This is a genomic window from Sphingobacterium sp. JUb20 (assembly GCF_004342035.1).
Classification (GTDB): Bacteria; Bacteroidota; Bacteroidia; order Sphingobacteriales; family Sphingobacteriaceae; genus Sphingobacterium; species Sphingobacterium anhuiense.
The window spans coordinates 23581-44247 of record NZ_SLYV01000022.1 but is presented as its reverse complement, the minus strand read 5'-3'; the positions used below and the strand labels follow the sequence as shown (position 1 = coordinate 44247).

Genomic DNA, 20667 nt, shown 5'->3' with positions numbered 1-20667 from the left:
TGTTACAAAATGTATTGCTCCAGATACTATAGGTTTTTTTTCGTCGTTAATTATTTGATAATGCTTAAGTTTTAATGTAAATGTTTTCATTAAAATACTTTTTATTAATCGTTATCGACAATTTATAGATGATCTAAACTTAAAACCTTTGTATGAAATTTAGTGCTACCCAATGTAAACTATGGTTGTCATATTATGTACCATCCTTGTTCTTTTTGCATGTCCTATTGATTATTCCTGGCACTGCGGCAGCGCAGCAAAAAACGATCATTGGGAAAGTGATCGATGCAGTGACAAAGACACCATTGCTCGGGGTTACGATAAAGCTTGACGATAAAAATGGTACGACCGTAACGACAGATAAACAGGGTGGTTTTGTATTAGACAATGGGGCGATAGGACAATCGCTTACTTTTTCATTTTTGGGTTATTCCAGTCAGACGATAAAAATAGATACGCGTACAAGCTATACGATAGCTTTAGCACCTATTTCCAATGTGATCGAAGAAACAGTTGTGGTGGGATACGGCCGTCAGAAAAAGCGAAATCTAACCGGCGCTATTGTTTCTGTAGGTGCCTCTGAAATTGAGAAAACAACGTTGCAGGACCCTATTTCCATTTTACAGGGACGGGCAGCCGGCGTGCAGGTATCGTCCAATTCTGGAGCGCCAGGTGGAGAAATGAGTATCCGTGTCCGGGGAAGTTCTTCGCTGAACTCGGGTAATAATCCGCTTTTTGTTGTGGATGGTATCCCGCTGGAATCCAATTCTATTTCTTCTTTAAATGGTACAGAAAATTCAGGTCTAAATCCAATGGCGGATATCAATCCAAGCGATATCGCATCCATTGAAGTCCTAAAAGATGCAGCTTCAACAGCAATTTATGGTTCCCGGGCCGCTAATGGGGTTGTGATGATTACGACCAAACGGGGGGCAGCAGGAAAGCCGGAAGTGATATTGAATGCAAATGCAGGGGTAAGTTCATTAACGCGAAAACTAAGTGTTCTTAATGCCAGGCAGTATCGAGAAGCAGTGTTGGACTCTTATCGTGGCATGACAGTCCCAGAAGACCCTTTCTATACGATTATCGATTCCCTCAACCCCATGAACAATGGTGATGTAGATTGGCAGGATGAGTTGATGCGTACAGCAAAACAGTATAAGTTAGATCTTTCTGTAAGAGGAGGTAATGAAGGAACAAAATATGCCTGGAGTTCTTCCTATTTGGATCAAGATGGAGTTATATTGAATTCGAATTATAAACGGTTTACTTCCCGATTGAATGTTGATTTTACAATTTCAGATCGCGTGCGGATAGGGCAGAGCATTTCCTACACAAACGCGGTCAACAACCGAACAAATGCTGCTGGCTCCGGGAATTTGAGTATTATCAGGAGTTTATTGATAAGGCCACCAAATATGTCGATGTACTTGCCTGATGGATCACTGAACGGCTATATGATTGGACAGCGTAATCCTGTCGGTATGGCTTTGTTTTCGACCAATCTCAATAAGAGCAATCGTATCATTGGAAGCCAATATCTAGAAATTGATATCTATAAAGATCTTAAATTCCGGAGCAATGTCAATCTGGATTATATTGCAATGAAGGAAGATGAATTTATGCCATCGATATTGGACTACCGCGAAGGATACAATAGCGGTGCTGTACGATCTTCTGGAAATCTTACTTGGGGAAATGAGAGTTACTTTACTTACACCAAAAATGTAGCGGATAAGCACCATATTGGGGCGGTATTTGGGATGAGTTTTCAGAAATGGCGTTATGACCGAACAGGTCTCAATGGAGAATATTTTCCAAGCGATGATATCCGTACCCTAAATGGTGCATCTGTGATTTCGAACCAAGGTGTAAATGTCGCCTCCGAACATGCTATGCTTTCTTATTTCGGCCGGGTTACTTACGATTATGAGAGCAAATATCTGTTAGAATTCAATCTTCGTACTGACGGTTCTTCCCGCTTTGGCCGTGATCGACGGTTTGGGTTCTTTCCCTCTGCATCCGCAGGATGGCGTTTTGTGGAAGAAGAAGGTATCAAAAATCTGGGCTGGCTGAGCGACGGTAAGCTCCGTTTTAGCCTCGGAAGTACTGGAAATGAAGCCATCGGTGATTACACATCAAGAGGAGAGTTTACCTTAGGAACAAACTATTTGGATTTTTCGGGTGCTGCGCCGACAGTGATGCCCAATCCGAGCCTCACTTGGGAGACTACCCACCAATATAATCTGGGTTTAGAGCTAGGTTTTTTTAAAAATAGAATCCTGTTTTCAACAGATGCGTACTTGAAGAAAACAAAAGATCTGCTGTATAATGTGCCTACCCCTGGAACTTCTGGTTTTGAATATATTACGCAAAATATAGGGTCGATTGAGAATCGCGGCTTGGAATTTAGCCTACAGACCCGTAATCTAGAAGGCGCTTTTCGTTGGAGCACGAATGTAAACATTAGCTTGAATAGGAATAAAGTGACCTCTTTACCTAAGAATTTATTGACCAATGGGCATATCCAGAACGGTAATTTCCATATACTAAAAGAGGGTTTACCTATTGGTGTATTTTATGGTTGGAATTTTCTTGGCGTGTATGCGCGTGATGAAGACAATACAAACAAGCTAACAAACGGAGCCAACGGAGCTGTATTTGTAGGTGGAGACCCCATTTGGAAGGATGTCAACAATGACAAAATTATCGATCAGAATGATAGGGAGATAATCGGATATGCAGAACCTAAGTATTTCGGCGGGATCTCCAACGATTTTAGCTATATGAACTTTCATCTGAATGTGTTTTTTCAGTATGCTGTCGGTAATCAGATTTACAACGAATTGAATCATCAACGAAACTCAATTGTCCGTTACAACAATCTATCTACCGATGCCCTTGATCGGTGGCGAGAGCAAGGGGATCAAACAGATTTTCCCCGATTGATTCGGGACGATCCAAAACAGTCCGACAGCAGAGTCCAAAGTAGATGGGTTGAAGATGGTTCGTATCTCAAATTAAAGAACGTCAATTTAAGATATTCTTTTGATTCAGCTTTGAGCAAACGGATCGGCCTGCGCAAGTTGGATGCATTTGTTACTGCTACGAATCTGGTCACCTGGACAAAATATACGGGCTTTGACCCCGATGTCAATTCCTATTCCGGTCTTCGCGTAGGATTAGATGAAGGCTCTTACCCACAGAGCCGCACATTTACGTTTGGTTTAATCTTTGGACTTTAATAAATAACGATGAAAAAATTGTATAAATACATATTTTGCTCTATTCTTTTTCTATCTGTTACCAGTTGCTCTAAATCGTTGCTGGATAAGGAACCGATTAGTAATTTTTCTGGAGAAGGCTACTATAAAAAGCCCAGTGATGCCCAAGCCGGAGTCAATGGAATCTATAATGGTTTACAAACTCTCTTCCGTCAAAATTATGCCCACTGGGGAGAAGGCCGGGCCGATAATGTCGTGACCCGTCATGCCGGTGATCCAGCCGCGCTGCAACAAAATACGTTAACGCCAATTATCAATTCAGCACGGTGGGATAATTTTTACACCGTTATATCACGCGCGAATTACGCAATCAAATATATTCCCCAGGCATTTGGAACTGAGGATAGCGAACTTAAAAAACAATTACTCGGGCAGGCACATGCATTGAGGGCACTCGCTTATTTTTACTTAGTTCGGATCTGGGGGGAGGTACCTTTAGTCATCGAACCGTACGAGGGTTTGGGTCAGGAGCTGTTTGTCCAAAAGAACACGGAGGCTGAAGTATTGGCTAAGGTAGAGGAAGATTTGATGCTCGCGACGGAGAATTGTGCTACAAATTATTCAGGAGCCGGGAATCGTGTGCTGATCACCAAAGGAGCTGCTTATGCATTTCTGACGCAGCTGTATATGTGGCAAAAGAAATATGCGCAGGCCATAGAAATGTCCGAAAAAGTGCTCTCGGATCCTCAATATACTTTGGTATCGATCGAGGATTGGAATAACATTTTTGTTAAAGGGAGCAGTGCTGAAAGTATTTTTGAAGTCGGCTACAATGAAGTGCAGACCAATAATCTCCGTATATGGTATGCCATGGGATCAGATAGTGATTATGTACCCAGTGCATCTTTTATTGCGTCTATCGAGCCTGGAGATCTACGTAAACCACGTATTTACGATGTGTCTCAGGTACAGCCACGTAAGATCTGGAAATTTTTTGGACAGGGATTTAATGACGAGAGTCCAGAACCTTCGTCAGGAAATATGGTACTTACCAGAGTGGCTGATGTCGTCTTACTAAAGGCCGAAGCACATGCAAATTTAAACCAGCCCGTTGAAGCATTGGAGTTAATGAACCGTATCCGCATTCGTGCAGGACTCGTTGCTTTGGATCAAAATAAAGCCAATACCCAATTTGGAAGCTTACTCACCGGAATTTTGCATGAAAGATCCGTAGAGCTTTGTTTTGAGGGACATCGATGGTTTGATCTTGTACGTACTGGTACTGCAATTTCAACAATGAAACCGATCAACGGTCTCTCGGACAATCGAAATCTGCTGTGGCCAATACACGAAGGCGAACTATTAAAAAATCCAAATTTGAAACAAAATGAATTTTATAGATAATCATATGAAGAAGATCAAATATATCGTTACTTTTTTTCTATTCAGTTTTGCAGTGGTAGTTACTTTTTTTAGTTGCGAAGTACAGGACAGCTTTGAATACGATTACGCAGAAGACAATAGCAAATTAAATATGTCCGCATGGGCCTATATCCAAAAAGATGACTCTTTGTCCTCCCTAAAAAAAGCAATTATGCTAGCTAAGGATGAAGGATTATACGAAAGGACAGAGAAATCGACCTTTATTCTGCCCACGAATCGTGCGTTTAAGGCATATTTAGAAGAAAATAATTACGACGCTATAGGTACAGTACCGATATCCATACTGAAAGATATGTTGCGATATCATATTGTAAAGGCAGTAGTGAATTTTAATGATCCAGCTTTGGCTCCAAAAAATAAGCCCATTGCATATCAGACTGAAAATGATCAGATCATGTATCTATCCCATACCGGTACCTATGTTGGGCTCATCAATGAAGGAACCAATAAGCAATGGCAAATCCGTACGTCAAATCTTGTTCCGGACAATGGTGTCATCCATATTGTTGATCAGATTGTTTTCTATTCCGAGAAGGTAAAATAGGTATATTGTTCCTGCATTTCTACAACATCGCAAATGCAGGAACTTAATTTTCTTTAAGAAAGTACGGGATGTTCAAGACTTGATCCTGTCACGAATTTTTATCCAGCCATCAATATAGTTCTATCCAATTACTTCTTATTTTTAAAGCCTGATTAAATAGTTTTTTTGTTCTTTCTCGTCGTGCTGGATCAGTATCAGTAACTCTCATCGTTTGTTGAAGCTCCATGAAATTTTCATTTGCGTATCGTTTATTTTTAAAGAAAGTCACTTTGTCGGTAAGTGGATTGTCTATAACAGGAAGTAGTGTGGCTTTAAAGCTTTGATTTCCTTTTTCAATACTGATAAGATTAAAGTTCCAATGTTTTTTTGTGTCCGAAATTTGAATAATAAGCCCAGGAAGTCCTTTAAATTTAAATGGACCTTCCGAAGTTGGTATTGAAGGATCAAAATAAGCTATCCAAGTTCTATTTCCAAATGTAGTGGTGGCTTTCTGACATAAAAAACCGCCAATTGTAAGTGTATCCTCAGATAATTTCCAGAGGAGATCTTTGACATCTTCAATGTAATGAAATCCTTCATTTCCTGGTTCATTACGATTAGGTAAGATATTATCATAGGTAATAATACTATTATCTTTTTTTAATATTTTATAGTTGAAAAAACTATATTTTCTATCCCCTTCTGTTTTACTGATAAAGGTTATTGAATCCATGTAGTGAGAGTTCTCGGTTTCAAATAAAGAATAATCATGCTGTATAAATAAAACAGTATTTTCAGAACGTAATGTTTTTTGATCTGTACTATCTCCGAGATAGCTTAATTTATAAGTTATTTTGAGATCAAATGACAAGGGTGTTTTTTGTTGACCGTAGCAAATACTAGTAAAAGATAAAAAAATCAGTATTAAATAAGGTTTTATTATTTGGTTCATATGGTTTGATATTAAGTCAATGGTAATTAATTCTAAACTTCAGTGAATAATAAAAATAGTTAACTTTCTTGTTTATTAGGATCTGAAAATTTCCAAAACTCCAATTTCCGTATTTTTCTTAATAATTTCTCTGCGCAAACGTAGAAACTTCAAGCGGTTATTCTTATTTGAATAATATTTTTGTTAATATTGGTATTACAGTACTAATTATAAATTTTGATGATCCGTAGTACATTACTTTCGATCAGTATACTTCTTTTTTCATGGATTACTAGTTTTTGTTTCGGTCAAGAGCAAGGAACAGTCTATTCTTTTAAGAACATCACTTCCGATCAAGGATTGGTACATAACCATATCAATTGCAGCCTACGAGATCAATATAATTACATGTGGTTTGGAACAGAATCTGGACTTAGTCGATTTGATGGACTTCAATTTACAAATTTCCGGTATTCATCAAACAAAGGTTTTGGGCTGAGCAGTAATCGTATATCGGCATTATTTGAAGGACCAGGGGAGCAAATTTGGATCCGTACCCATTCGAAAATGAATGTGTACGATCAAAAAAAAGGAGTAATCATTCAAAATATAGATTCCATTCTTCAGACATGGAATTTACCGATCGGAGATCCTCAAATTATCCGCCATTTTGAAGATGATGAATATGCTGTTTTGTACAGCGATAATTCATTCATGCTAACACATACGATTTCAAAAAAAACGAGAAAATTTTCACCACTTAAGAATCAAAAAATAGTCGATGTTGTAAATTATTCAAAAGAATCTTTTTGGATAATCTATGAAAACGGTTTGACACAGCTCGTACAAAAAAAGACCTGGAATATTCTTAAACAATTTTCTTTACCTGCCAGCAAACAGCGCGTTACGTATGGTCTATTTATAGATCGCGAAGGCGATCTGTGGATTTATTCAAAAGATGTTCCAATCGGCGTATTTTGGGTCAAAGCTGGATCGGATGAGATCAGTCATATCAAAGAGCAACTTTCGAATGTATTTGTAGGCAGTATCGTTCAAGATGAACAAGGTTTGATTTGGTTAGCTACTGATCATGGTGGAATCAATGTCTTTAATAAAAAGACGCAATCACTTTTTGTGATCAATCACGAGGCGTATAATTTAAGAAGTTTACCCTATAATAGTATTACCTCCCTGTATAAAGATCCGAAAGGCATTATCTGGGTTGGGACATACAAGGGCGGCATCAGTTATTATCACCCAAACTTACTGCTTTTTCCGGTATACCAAAATTATGCAGGTTACACGAAAACATTGCCATTTGATGATGTCAACAGGTTTATTCAAGATCAAAATCATTACTTATGGATCGGTACAAATGGTGGCGGTCTTTTGCATTATAACTTTCAAGATAAAGTATATAAACAATATCTGCACAATCCAAATGATGCAACTTCTTTACCCAGTAACGTTGTCGTAAGTCTGTATCTGGATCAAAAAAATATACTTTGGGTAGGCACTTACCACGGGGGATTGAGTCGGTTCGATGGTAAAAGTTTCAAAACATACAACAAAGGCGCTGATCGATTACCAGACGATAGCGTCTGGGAAATATTTGAAGATTCAAGAGGTCGTTTCTGGGTCGGAACACTATCTGCTGGTTTATATTTGTTTAATAAGGATACGGAAACGTTTTCCACCTATCGCTCGCGTGAGGGAAAGACAATTTCCAGTACCTATGTATCTGTTTTATTTGAAGATTCAAAAAATAATATCTGGGTTGGAACTGCTACAGGCATCGAATTGATTCGGTCAAATGGAGAAATACATCAATTTAATGAAAAAGAAGGAAAGTTGCGTCTTTCCAATGATTTGATATATGATATTAAGGAAGATGAGCTAGGTTGCATCTGGGTAGCCACTCAAGAGGGAATAAATATCATTGAGGATGAAACGATCCAATACCTCAATACGAGCGACGGTCTGATTGACAATGCCGTACTGGCATTAATCAAAGACAATAAGGGCAATATGTGGGCTTCTACAGCAAAAGGATTATCTGAAATTGTTCCCAATCAAAATGCTAAGCAATTTGTCATTCGTAACTTCACCAAAGAGCAGGGACTACAAAGCAATGTCTTTAATGAAAATTCAGCTTTAAAGATGGATAACGGACAGCTTATATTTGGAGGCCCCAATGGTTATAATATTATTGATCCAAATCAAATTTTGGGATCAAAAGAAAATATAACACCTGTTCTATCCAATATCTATCTCTTTAATCGTAAAATCAATGTTGGTGAACGTGTAAACGGCAAGGTGATTTATGATGAGGCACTGACAAATGTGAAAAAATTAGAACTGCCATATGATCAAAATGCGATCTCCTTGGAACTATCCTCATTTAATTATTTGCAGCAGGATAATCGGATTTACCAGTATCAGTTGGATGGACTCAGCGAGGAATGGTTTGATTTTGAAACCGGAACAATGAAGGCCAATTTTACGAATCTTGATTCCAAAACATACCGATTTTACATCCGACATTCAGTCGATAATGAAAGCTGGTCTGAAAAAACATTATTATTAACCCTCGTGATTGAGCCTCCTTTTTGGAGGAGCAATTGGGCATTAATGCTTTACGTGCTGATTTCTATTTCCTGTATTTACCTGTGGCAAGCGTGGGTAAAACTGCGGACAAAGACACGAAATCAATTGATAATGGTCAAAGAACAAGCGTTGCAAGCCAAAGAACTCGAAGAGTTGAAGACACGCTTTTTTACTAACGTAAGCCACGAGTTCAGAACGCCGATCAGTTTAATTTTAACCCCATCTGAGCAACTTCTAAAAGAAGAAACAGATCAACATAAAAAAGAGAATTTAAGACTGATCAATAAAAATGCATCTCGTCTATTGATTTTGGTCAATCAATTGCTGGATTTTCGAAAACTAGAAAAAAACCAGCTTAGCCGTATGGACGAATATGGCGATTTAATTCTTTTTACTAAAGAACAGATTGAGCCCTTTTTCCAATTGGCCGAAGTCAATTCGCTCCGCATTGAAGTAATATATAACCGCGATCATTATTTCGGTAATTTTGACAAAGGAAAATTGGAAAGTATCCTATTCAACCTATTGTCCAATGCGATTAAGTTCAGCAGATCGGGAGGTACAATACATATCACGATCACGATCAAGGAACAAAACGATGACCTCGATATATGGCGATTAGAGATCAAAGACCAAAGTTCCGGGATACCGGAAGAATATCAAAATCAGATATTTGACCGTTATTTTCAATATGATGTCAATAATGGCCGTTTAAATCAAGGTACAGGTATTGGATTAGCCATTGTAAAAGAATATGTCGAGTTTCTAAACGGAAATATTTCCGTTCAGAGCAAAGTCGGAGAAGGATCAAGTTTTGTGGTTGAAATACCGATCGAAGCGATTTCGGAAACATCAGCACTCTCAGAGAAACAAATCAACAAGAGAAATCAGATTTTGCTGATTGAAGATCATGTCGAGTTTTTAGAATATTTGAAAAGAAATTTAAACGATGAATACTTAGTTGATGGTGTCTGTACCGTAAAGGAAGCAAAAGACCATCTGACAAAAAAGGAGTATGATTTAGTGATTGCCGATATTCAGCTTGCTGGTGAAAGCGGTATCGATTTTTGTATGTATCTAAAATCATCAGAACGTTACCGACATATTCCTGTCATTATGGTAACTGCTGTGCTGGATCAAAAAATACAGCTGCAGGCACTTCGTGCAGGAGCTTCAGATTATGTTTTAAAACCATTTAATTTTGAATTGCTGAAATCTAAAATCGCCAGTGTCCTGGATCAAAAATCATCCCTGGTCAAAAAATACAAAAAGCAAATCGCAATCGAACTCAACCAGCCAGAGGTTGAGTCTGCCGACGAGAAGTTCATCCGCGAATTCATTCTTGAAGTCGAACGAGATTTGTCAGACTCGACCTTGTCGGTTGAAATATTAGCCGGAAACATGCACATGACCCGGGTAGGACTTTATAAAAAGATATTAGCCATTACCGGATATTCACCAACAGAATACATCAGGCATATCCGTCTAACAAGAGCCATGCACCTGATACAACACTCCAGTTTATCGCTTTCAGAGATTGCATATGAAGTTGGTTTTAGTAATCCCAAACAATTTACGAAATACTTTAAAGCTACTTTTGGATTTTTACCTTCCTATTATCGTAAAAGTCTGTAAGTTAAAATGTTGTAATTTATTAGGGGTCTTTTTAGATTACGCCAGTTAACATTAGATACCCTAATTGTTAACATAACACCCCCTCCTGGAAATAACTACTGCGCTATATTTGATCCTACCAATTCATAAGGTAAAAGGGAATAACCAAAATTAAACCAGTAATTATTTATATATGCAAAACCTAAAGTTTGCTCTGAGCGGTATTATGCTTTTTGCACTTGTCCATAATGGAAATGCGCAAGTGAATAAATCCAATTTTATAAAAACCCAATCAGGCGTCAAGGTCAGTTTCAAGGGATCTGAAAGTGCCATTGATCAAGATGTTTATCTGGATGTAATCACGGATAAAATCATCCGAGTCACTGCACTCCCTTATGGAGATCCATTTCCATCACAAGCAAGTTTGGTGGTAGTCGATTCTTTGCAACGTCAGCTCAAATCCTTTCATTTACAACCAACAGATTCGACGATCAACTTAACAACATCGGATCTTATTGCTAAGGTTTCTTTGGTGAGCGGGAAAGTCGAATTCTTTGATTCATCAGGCAAGAGAATTTTCAGTGAATCAAAAAGAAATGCCGATGCATTCATTCCCGACAGTTATGCTGGCGATGCATTTTATCGATTAAATCAAGATTTTATTGTAGACACCGCTGAGGGCATATTTGGACTTGGGCAGCATCAAAATGCGATTATGAACTACAATCGCGGTAAACAGGTGACTTTGTTGCAATATAATACCGAAATTGGAATTCCTTTTCTGGTTTCGACAAACAATTATGGGCTTTTATGGCACAACTATTCCATCACCAAAGCTGGAGATACACGTGCTTTTCTGCCTCTCAATGCGTTTAAATTAACTTCTAAAGAGGGCGAGCAAGGTTGGTTGACAGCAACCTATGTGAATAAGCATAAAAATGAAGAAGTTTTCCTGTCACGTCCCGAATCAATTATTGAATATAGTTATCTGACTGATCAGCATAAGTTTCCCAAAGATGTCAAACTCGTAGACAGTAAAGTTATCTACGAAGGCCGTATATCTTCTCCCTATTCAGGAAAACATGTGCTTCATTTTAAATACTCGGGTTACATGAAAGTTTGGATTGATGGACATTTGGTCGCTGATCGGTGGCGACAATCTTGGAATGCAGGAACCTTTGAAATTGAACAACAATTTAAACAAGAAGAGGATCATGATATCCGTATAGAATGGTTGCCAGATGGGGGAGAATCTTATTTTACTTTAAATTGGCAAAGCCCTATTCCAACGCAGCGTAAAAATGTGTTTTCTTTTAACTCTGAAGCCGGTGATGCGATTGATTATTACTTTGTACATGGTCAATCGATGGATGAAGTCGTTTCTGGATATCGCCACGTGTCAGGAAAAGCACCGATTATGCCTTTATGGAGTTTTGGTTACTGGCAAAGTCGCGAACGGTATAAAACGCAAGCGGAGATTGAAAGTGTCGCAACAGAATTTCGAAACCGAAAAATTCCCATTGACAATATCGTACAAGATTGGTCATACTGGTCAGAGCACGACTGGGGAAGCCAGCAGTTTGATAAGGCGCGATTCCCTGATCCAGCAGGGATGATCAAAAAATTACATGATCAAAATTATAAGTTGATGATTTCGGCATGGCCCAAGATCAATGAACAATCTACCGTCTACAAACAGTTCAGCGACAATAAATGGATTTACACCAGAAATATCTATGATGGACGGAAAGACTGGATCGGAAAAGGATATACATCGACTTTTTATGATCCCTTCAATAAAGGAGCACGCGATGGATTTTGGCAATTATTAGACAAAAATCTTTTTCAAATTGGCGTCGATGCCTGGTGGATGGATGCCAGTGAACCTGATATACATTCAAATATCGATCTGAACGAACGCAAATCTGTCTTTCAGCCAAATATCGGATCATCAGTCCGCTATTACAATGCATTTCCACTTCAAAATGCAAAAGGAATCTATGAGGGACAGCGCGAAACAGATCCCAATAAACGTGTCTTTATTTTAACACGTTCCTATTTCGCGGGCCAGCAGCGCTATGCGGCAGCAGCGTGGAGTGGCGATATTGCTTCAAGATGGCATGATATGAAGGATCAAATTGCTGCTGGAATCAATTTTTCAATGTCTGGTACACCTTACTGGACGATGGATGCCGGAGGCTTTTTAGTAGAGAATAGATTTCATAAGCCCAATCCTGCAGATCAGGAAGAATGGCGCGAAATGAATGCCAGATGGTATCAGTATGGCACTTTCCTGCCTATATTCCGCGCGCATGGTCAATTTCCATTTCGCGAACCTTTTAATATAGCTCCAGAAGATCATCCTGCATATAAAAGCATGGTTTATTACATCAATCTGCGCTATCAACTTCTGGCTTACAATTACAGTATAGCCGCAAAGACATTTTTTGAAGACTACTCGATGATTCGTGGATTGGCAATGGACTTTCCCAAAGATCAGAAGGGGTTTAATATTAATGACCAGTACCTGTGGGGACCATCCTTATTGATCAGTCCAGTTACAGAAATGGGAGCGACCTCGAGAGTCATTCATTTACCAGAAGGAAGAGATTGGTACAATTTCTACACGGGCAAAATGAGTCGGGGAGGACAAGATATTACAGCAGAAGCTGCTTATGAGCGTATGCCGGTATTTGTAAAAGCAGGATCAATATTGCCATTAGGCAGAACCATTCAGTTTACCACTGAGCAAAAACAAGATCTGATCAACCTGTATGTTTACGATGGTGCAGATGGTGAATTTGCGCTATATGAAGATGAAGGAATCAACTATAATTACGAAAAAGGACAATATAGTCGTATCGACATGACCTATGACAACAAGACGAAAACACTCGTGTTAGCAGACCGTGTTGGTACGTTTGATGGCATGCTGAAGGATCGAAAATTCAATATCATTTTTGTCGATCCTGCTCACAGTGCCGGTATCGATATCAAAGCAAAAAAATCAAAGATGATTTCTTATTCCGGAAAAACACTACAGGTTAAATTAAAATAAATACAACCGATTTTAAATTTAAATTATATGATAAGTAAGCAATTGTTTAAAAAGGGAATTGCCGTCGTCGTCATGACGGGCATGACCTCAGTTGTCTGTGCACAATCCTTTTCGGGATCAGTAGTTTCTGCTGAATCCAACTTGCCAATCGGGGGCGCAAGTATTAAAGTGAAAAATCAGGCAACCTCAACAAGTAGTAATGAATCTGGGAAATTTTCCATACCTGCAGCAAAAGGAACGATCTTGGTCATTTCCTATGTCGGTTATAAAACAGAAGAAATTGCTGCCTCAGGTACAGATCTGGTCATTCGTCTACAACCATTGGTATCCGATCTGGATGAGGTGGTCGTCATTGGCTATGGTGTACAAAAAAAGAAATTAAATACAGGAGCAAATCTTAAAGTAGAAGGCGAAGATCTGCAAAAACGTAATCAGCTCAATCCGCTACAGGCACTTCAAGGACAGGCACCGGGTGTATCCATCACATCGACCTCAGGGCAACCGGGAGCAGACATGAAAGTTGTCGTTCGCGGTTTAGGTACAATAGGCAACTCCGGACCATTATATGTGATAGATGGTGTGCCGGGAGGAGATATTTCGGTGTTAAATGCGGCAGATATTCAGTCGATAGATGTCTTAAAAGATGCGGCATCTGCTGCCATTTACGGCTCTCAGGCCGCAAACGGGGTTGTTTTAGTGACCACAAAAATGGGTTCCGCCGGTAAAAGTATGTTGTCATTTGATGGCTTTACCGGAATTCAGAATGTAGCCCGAAAAGCAAAACTATTGAATGCCGACCAGTATAAAGTCATCATGAATGAACAGTCGCTTAATTCTGGGGCATCCGTTATCAATTTTGATGGTATGGAAGGTTTAGCCAATACCAGTTGGTTGGACCACATGTTTAAAGACAATGCCCGAATGGATAACTATAATATTGGATTAACCGGTGGATCGGAAAAGTCAACCTATGCGATGTCCTTAAATTATGTTGCGCAAGAAGGGATTGTTGGGGGCAAGGATGTTTCCAACTACGAACGCTATGGCTTCCGCAGCAATTCGGAACATAAATTATTGAATAACTTTATAAAAATAGGACAGCACCTCAATTTCAACTACATAAAAAATAGAGGTGTGAGTGTTGGCGATCAGTACAGCAATACGCTACGGGGCGCATTTAGCACATCGCCATTGTCTCCCGTCTATTCGGACAATGGTCTTTTTGGAAGTCCATTTAATGATTCTTCCAATTCGCCTTGGTACAATGGAGACGGTAATCCCTATGGTAGTATGATGACCAATTCCAATAATAGCAATGATGGTCAGAAACTGCTGGCCGATGTTTTTGCTGAAATTGAACCAATCAAGGGCTTGAAAGTCAGGTCGCTGTTGGGATTTAATTATTATGCATCCGAATACAGAAGCTTTACGCCCATGTACCGCTTTTCAATTTACACCTACAACGAAGATCATACGACAACTTCTCAGAACATGAGCAAAGGTCATACGCTGACCTGGACCAATACAGCATCCTATGATTTTAGTATCAATAGCGATCATCGGTTTTCAGCTATGGTGGGTATGGAATCATTGCGTTATCAAGGAACGTATCTATCTGCTTCCAATTGGAATCTATTGTCGCAGTTCAATGATTTTTCGCATGCTTACTTGGATAATACCACAGGTCAGGCACACTTAGATGAGAAAGGTAATGTTGTAGAAACCCGCACAGTAGCTGGTAAACCGGAGAATATTACGCGCAGAGTATCTTATTTTGGACGTATGGGTTATAATTACAAAGAGAAGTATCTTTTAAATGCAACCCTAAGAGCCGATGCCTCATCCAAATTCTCCAAAGACAACCGTTGGGGTTATTTTCCTTCGGTATCTGCCGGATGGGTGATCTCTTCTGAAGATTTTTTTCAAGACAACTTAAGTGCGATAAACTTTTTTAAACTTCGAGCATCATGGGGTCAGGTAGGTAACCAAGATATCGATGATTTTCAATATGCTTCGCCGATAAGTACTTCAACGGGTATCACTTCTGGCAACCCCGGAGCGCACTATGTATTTGGAACAAGCAATAACAATATTGCAGGAGCTTATCCAAGCCGGTTATCTAATCCATACCTGACATGGGAAACTTCCGAGCAGACCAATATTGGTATAGACGCAAAATTTAGCAATAATCGTTTGGACATTGTTACCGATTTCTATATTAAAACTACCAAAGACTGGTTGGTTACGGCGCCCGTACTGGCCACAACAGGTACAAGACCACCTTTTATCAATGGTGGAGATGTCAAGAATACAGGGGTTGAGCTTGCGGTCAATTGGTCTGACCGAGTCAATGAACTGAAATATAACTTTGGTGTTAATGTTGCTTATAACAAAAATAAAGTTGGTCAGATTCCGACTGAAGACGGTATTATTCATGGTCGAACAGCTATGCTTTATGACAACTCGGAAGAGTTTTATCGTGCCGAAAACGGTCAGCCGATTGGATATTTTTGGGGATATAAAACCGATGGTTTATTTCAGAACCAAGCCGAAATTGATGCATGGAGAGATGCCGGAAAGGGTGTTCTACAGGCAGACGTACGACCTGGTGATGTCAGGTATGTAGACCAAAATGGCGATGGTGTTATAAATGCAACCGATAAAGTAAATCTCGGTGTAGGTATGCCAAGTTTTACCTATGGATTTAATCTAGGCTTAGATTATAAAGGAATCGATTTTTCAATACAGGCCTATGGATCGGTAGGAAACAAGATCGTACAGTCCTATCGCAACCACGCGAACAAACAAGGAAACTATACCACACGGATCTTGGACAGATGGACCGGTGAAGGCACTTCCAATACCATACCGAGGGTTACCGAAACAAATGTAAACTGGCAATTCTCCGATCTTTACTTGCAAGATGGCGATTTTCTGCGCATCAGTAACATTACATTGGGTTATGATCTATCCAAAGTCCTCCGCTGGAAATTCACCAATCAGATCCGCTTCTACGTACAGGGACAAAATCTATTCACGTTCACCAAATACGACGGTATGGATCCGGAAATCGGTTACGGCACAGATGGTTGGGTTTCAGGTATAGACTTAGGTTATTATCCACGACCTAAAAGTGTCTTGTTTGGTCTAAACGTTAAATTTTAAACACTAAAAATCATGAATAAATCTCATTTCATATACAGTTCTTTTTTAATGTCGGCCTTACTGTTCAACTCTTGTTCATCCAGTTTTCTCGATGTCGAGCCGATGACAAGTGTTTTAGAAAGTAATTTCTATAAAACAGTAGCCGATGCAGATATGGCCTTAGTGGGTTGTTACGATGGTTATCAGCGTACTGTATCCAATGGTAGCCAGTCCTTTTATTTAACAGCTGAGGTTGCCGCAGACCAGTGTTTTGGCGGTACAGGTACTACAGATGGGCGTGCATTTCAGGCGATCGATCGATTTGATATTTCAGAATCCTCTTCAGATAACAATATTTTTGATGGTACCTGGTCAGATTATTATGCCGGTATTTTCAGAACGAATACCCTTTTGGGTAAATTGGACGGGACAGACTTTACTAATCAAACCGCTGCTAGAGCAAGGATTGAAGGGGAAACAAAATTTTTACGCGCCTTGATGTACTTTGATCTGGTGCGTTTATTTGAAAAAGTCCCTTTGCTAACGAGTGCTACTAATGAAAATATACCCCAAGCAGATCCTAAGGATGTATACAAACTGATCGTCGAAGATCTTAAGTTTGCAGCAACTCATATTCCTGCAGATGCCTATCCAAAATCGGCAGCAGGAACCAATGATGGTCGGGCAACGCCTTTAGCGGCAAAAGCATTACTGGCACGTGTCTATTTATTTTATACCGGATACTATGGTACTGAAGATATAGGTGTCACTAAAGCCGAAGCACTCGCCGGATTAGAAGATGTGATAAGCAGTGGGCAGTTTGCTTTAGTACAAAACTTCAGCGCGCTATGGCCGGCAGCGAGTTATGTTCCCAACAAAACCAACAACTCGTTAGATATATCCAAGTATATCGGAAAAGGGAATTCAGAAGTGGTGTTTGCGCAAAAGTTCAATAATACCTCCAACTATAATGGTTATGTTGATGGCAATCGCTGGATCGTTTTCTTAGGGCTCAGAGGTAAAAGCTGGTCTCCTTATGGCCAAGGATGGGGTGCCTGTACCGTTAGTAAAAACTTCTTTAATAAATTTAGTAATAATGATACGCGAAAAGTAGCCTCTATCATTGACATCGATGGAGAGGGCATTACTAATTTTGATCTGAGAGATCAACGTGAATATACCGGATATACCGTAAAGAAATATGCGCCCACCGCTTTACCGGACGGAACGACCAATACGGGAGGAGAGAAAGATATGCAGCTTTCTCAAGATCAGGATTATTTTGTGATCCGTTATGCCGATGTATTACTGATGGCTGCAGAGCTGGGTTCGGGCAATGCTCAAAAATATTTTGATGATGTGCGAAAAAGAGCTTACAAAAGCAACTTCACAGCTGCCGCTGTATCCAAGGCTGCTATTTTAAGAGAAAGAGAATTTGAGTTTGCGTTTGAAGGAATTCGTTATTGGGACGTTTTAAGACAGGGATTAAATAATGCTGCGGGCATACTGGAAACTTCTGAAGATGTGCTCAGTGGTTCTGTTCCTGAAAAAGTCACCGTTAAAAAAGAGAACTTCTTAAAGACAAGAGGTTTTATGCAGATTCCTAATAAACAGATTACCCTATCGAATGGCGTGCTAAAACAAAATGACGGATGGAATTAGTAAAGCCGATCGTTAAATTTTGCTTTGATAAAAATTGTACAAAGATGAAAAATATAGTAAAGTATAGCATCTATTTCTTTATTGGAATAGTTCTGTTTGGAGCCTGTACTCCTGAAAAATATGAATTAGGGGATATCGATATTGCACCAGCCCAGATTGTAGAGGGCGTATCGTATAAGATTGAACATGATGCTTCGAATCCCAATATTATTTACTTGACCAGTTTGGTTGATGCAAAATATACACCCTTGTGGGAGCATCCTCAGGGACGTAGCCAAGATAAAAAGGTTACCCTGAGAATTCCATTCCCTGGAGAGTACAAAGTGAAGTTCGGCGTTGAAACCCGCGGTGGTATTGTATATGGAGAACCTGCCACTTTTAAGGTAGATGATATGTATGCCGAGTTTATCAGTGACGAAACCTGGACACTGTTGGCAGGTGGGGCAGGAGAAGAGAAAACCTGGTATCTGGATCTGGATCAAAATGGACTGTCTAGAGTTTTCAAAGGGCCGTTATATTTTTATGGAACAGGTGACTGGTGGGGCAATGTCAATCAGCAGGGAAAGCCTCTCAATAGCGATTCTTGGCTTTGGGATCCTACCTGGAAAGAAAATACCTGGCTTATGCCAGCGGGTGATTATGGAGAAATGACTTTTAATTTAAAAGGAGGTGCCAATATCATTGTCAACCACAATATGCTAGGTAGAAAGCAAAAAGGATCCTTTATGATTGATACGGACAAGAAGACGATCCGAATGGTTGATGCAACACCCTTACATGGTAAACCTCAAGATGGTATCGTGGTCGATTGGGGCGATGTTCGCATTATGTCGTTGAATGAAAATACCATGCAACTGGCCGTTTTACGAGATCCTGTTCTTTCGCAAGAAGGTGCCGCCATGTTGACCTATAATTTTATTAGTAAAGCTTATCGGGAAAGTTTAGAATCGAGCGATTAAAAATGGGAATTACGAATTTTTGTTTCTCGTAACAACACATACGGAAAAACGTAAATCAAGATTGTTTAATTTTGAGAATCTACAATCTGCTGCGCATCCCTGTCGTATAATTTTTCAATATAGAGTAAGAATGATCGTGGTATCATTAGTTATTATAAAATAAAAGGTCTAATGAAAATTAGACCTTTTATTTTGGCGTTCAGGGTAGATAAATCCAATCGGAACTGTCTGAAAATGGAAATGCTTCACTATGTTGTTATCTATGGAAGAAGTATCTTTTTAATCGAGAACACTATTACCGGAATTAATATAATCATCCAATAAAATAGCATGCTGTTTTTAATATGACGCTTAGTAGGTGTGTAGTTATATAAGTCAGATATACCATTATCTGGATCGATTTCAAGTTTGTTAATTAGTATATATTTGTAAAATTTATAAACTAAATAAAAGAAAAAACATAGGATTAGTAAAACTTGACCTTTGTTATCCATTTTACCGACAAAATTATGTGGAATACTCAGAAGTATATGTTTGATAAAATAATAGGAAATTAAGAGCAAGAAAACACTTATTACAACCATTAAAACAAGAGCCATTTGAAATGATTCTTTGTTTGTACTTTTAGATCGATAATGCAAAAAATAGCATAAATATAATCTGTAAAATTTTTCTTTCATATTATTTATTCAACCACTATATTAAAATTTTCGATTGTAGTCTCTGCGTTTAATACGCTATCTCAGTAAAGTTCATGAATTTTTTAAGTGTATACCTACACATAAATGATTTATGAGAGAAGTTAAGCAAATTATTCAATGAAGGAACCAATAAGGAATGGTATCATCCATATTGTTTTCTATTCCGAGATGGCAAAATAGAGATATTGTTCCTGTACTTTTATAGAATGTGGTTCCTTTTTCCCGTACTGTATTCAATATATAACAAAAGTAGTAACCAGTAATTTGTCTTTAAACATGTACTTTTTAGGACGGATACTTATATAAATGAACGAAAAACAAATATCTGTAAATAGCTGGTAGTCAGTGTTTATAATCAAGATGTCTTATCTTTGCATAAGCAGGCTTATGCAAAGATAAGACATCTTAAGTACCATTTAAAATTATTGTAGTTTAATAGAAATGTTTTTGTCACAAATATTTATTAAATTTGTGACAAGATTAAATTTTTAAAATGCTGAAATCGTCTAATAGTCAAATGATTACAAAGGTTTCGAAGTCTTCTTTTGGCGAAATATTTTTTTTGGATGACTTTGTAAAGTATGGTTCTGCCGAAAACATAAGAAAAGTGCTTTCTCGTTTAGAACAGGAGGAGGTTCTTGTACGTTTGGCGCAGGGCGTTTATCTTAAACCAAAAAATGTTCTCGGTCTTTCTGTCTTCTTCACCTTCTTTGATAGCTTTTACCAGCTGTGTTTCTTTAAAACATGTCTTTCATCTTCTTCTTAAATTTAAAATATTTATGTCCAGCTTTAAGCTCTCTG

Annotated in this window: 10 protein-coding genes; 9 read left to right on the top strand and 1 reads right to left on the bottom strand. The window is 38.8% G+C overall.

The features are described from left to right. Window positions 1-152: 152 nt before the first annotated feature. From EDF66_RS24745 to EDF66_RS24735, 3 genes are read left to right on the top strand one after another with little or no spacing between them, the layout of a single operon-like run. On the top strand, window positions 153-3245 hold the full coding sequence (locus EDF66_RS24745) for a SusC/RagA family TonB-linked outer membrane protein (RefSeq protein ID WP_132845878.1): 3093 nt from the start codon (window positions 153-155) through the stop codon (window positions 3243-3245). Window positions 3246-3254: 9 nt separating this feature from the next. Beyond that, a complete protein-coding gene (locus tag EDF66_RS24740) occupies window positions 3255-4628 on the top strand; it encodes a RagB/SusD family nutrient uptake outer membrane protein (RefSeq protein ID WP_132845876.1) in 1374 nt (457 codons plus the stop codon). Window positions 4629-4632: 4 nt separating this feature from the next. Then, window positions 4633-5211, top strand: coding sequence for a fasciclin domain-containing protein (locus EDF66_RS24735; RefSeq protein ID WP_243656139.1), 579 nt, complete (start codon window positions 4633-4635; stop codon window positions 5209-5211). A 109-nt stretch (window positions 5212-5320) separates the two neighbouring features. Here the strand turns inward: EDF66_RS24735 and EDF66_RS24730 are convergent, their stop codons facing one another. Further along, window positions 5321-6142: a GLPGLI family protein gene (locus EDF66_RS24730; RefSeq protein WP_132845873.1), complete on the bottom strand. Its 822-nt coding sequence runs from the start codon at window positions 6140-6142 to the stop codon at window positions 5321-5323. Between the two features lie 219 nt (window positions 6143-6361). On the opposite strand from EDF66_RS24730, the gene EDF66_RS24725 reads away from it, so the two are divergent. The 6 genes from EDF66_RS24725 to EDF66_RS24700 all read left to right on the top strand — a co-directional run bounded on the left by EDF66_RS24725 (window position 6362) and on the right by EDF66_RS24700 (window position 20632). Beyond that, window positions 6362-10363, top strand: a complete 4002-nt coding sequence (locus tag EDF66_RS24725) for a two-component regulator propeller domain-containing protein (protein WP_132845871.1) — start codon at window positions 6362-6364, stop codon at window positions 10361-10363. A gap of 172 nt (window positions 10364-10535) precedes the next feature. Then, on the top strand, window positions 10536-13400 hold the full coding sequence (locus tag EDF66_RS24720) for a TIM-barrel domain-containing protein (RefSeq protein WP_243656138.1): 2865 nt from the start codon (window positions 10536-10538) through the stop codon (window positions 13398-13400). A 27-nt stretch (window positions 13401-13427) separates the two neighbouring features. Next, window positions 13428-16565, top strand: coding sequence for a SusC/RagA family TonB-linked outer membrane protein (locus EDF66_RS24715; protein ID WP_132845869.1), 3138 nt, complete (start codon window positions 13428-13430; stop codon window positions 16563-16565). A 12-nt stretch (window positions 16566-16577) separates the two neighbouring features. Further along, entirely contained in the window at window positions 16578-18206 is a 1629-nt protein-coding gene (locus EDF66_RS24710; protein WP_132845867.1) for a RagB/SusD family nutrient uptake outer membrane protein, read from the top strand. Between the two features lie 44 nt (window positions 18207-18250). Beyond that, a complete protein-coding gene (locus EDF66_RS24705) occupies window positions 18251-19165 on the top strand; it encodes a hypothetical protein (RefSeq protein ID WP_132845865.1) in 915 nt (304 codons plus the stop codon). 1194 nt (window positions 19166-20359) lie between these two features. Beyond that, window positions 20360-20632 (top strand): DUF6088 family protein, encoded by a 273-nt coding sequence (locus tag EDF66_RS24700; RefSeq protein ID WP_207898764.1) that lies wholly within the window; start codon window positions 20360-20362, stop codon window positions 20630-20632. Window positions 20633-20667 lie beyond the last annotated feature (35 nt).

What these genes read in the sequence shown, in the direction of transcription:
- EDF66_RS24745 (WP_132845878.1), top strand. Translation starts at nt 153, where the DNA reads ATGAAATTTAGTGCTACCCAATGTAAACTATGGTTGTCATATTATGTA.
- EDF66_RS24740 (WP_132845876.1), top strand. Translation starts at nt 3,255, where the DNA reads ATGAAAAAATTGTATAAATACATATTTTGCTCTATTCTTTTTCTATCT.
- EDF66_RS24735 (WP_243656139.1), top strand. Translation starts at nt 4,633, where the DNA reads ATGAAGAAGATCAAATATATCGTTACTTTTTTTCTATTCAGTTTTGCA.
- EDF66_RS24730 (WP_132845873.1), bottom strand. Translation starts at nt 6,142, where the DNA reads ATGAACCAAATAATAAAACCTTATTTAATACTGATTTTTTTATCTTTT.
- EDF66_RS24725 (WP_132845871.1), top strand. Translation starts at nt 6,362, where the DNA reads ATGATCCGTAGTACATTACTTTCGATCAGTATACTTCTTTTTTCATGG.
- EDF66_RS24720 (WP_243656138.1), top strand. Translation starts at nt 10,536, where the DNA reads ATGCAAAACCTAAAGTTTGCTCTGAGCGGTATTATGCTTTTTGCACTT.
- EDF66_RS24715 (WP_132845869.1), top strand. Translation starts at nt 13,428, where the DNA reads ATGATAAGTAAGCAATTGTTTAAAAAGGGAATTGCCGTCGTCGTCATG.
- EDF66_RS24710 (WP_132845867.1), top strand. Translation starts at nt 16,578, where the DNA reads ATGAATAAATCTCATTTCATATACAGTTCTTTTTTAATGTCGGCCTTA.
- EDF66_RS24705 (WP_132845865.1), top strand. Translation starts at nt 18,251, where the DNA reads ATGAAAAATATAGTAAAGTATAGCATCTATTTCTTTATTGGAATAGTT.
- EDF66_RS24700 (WP_207898764.1), top strand. Translation starts at nt 20,360, where the DNA reads ATGCTGAAATCGTCTAATAGTCAAATGATTACAAAGGTTTCGAAGTCT.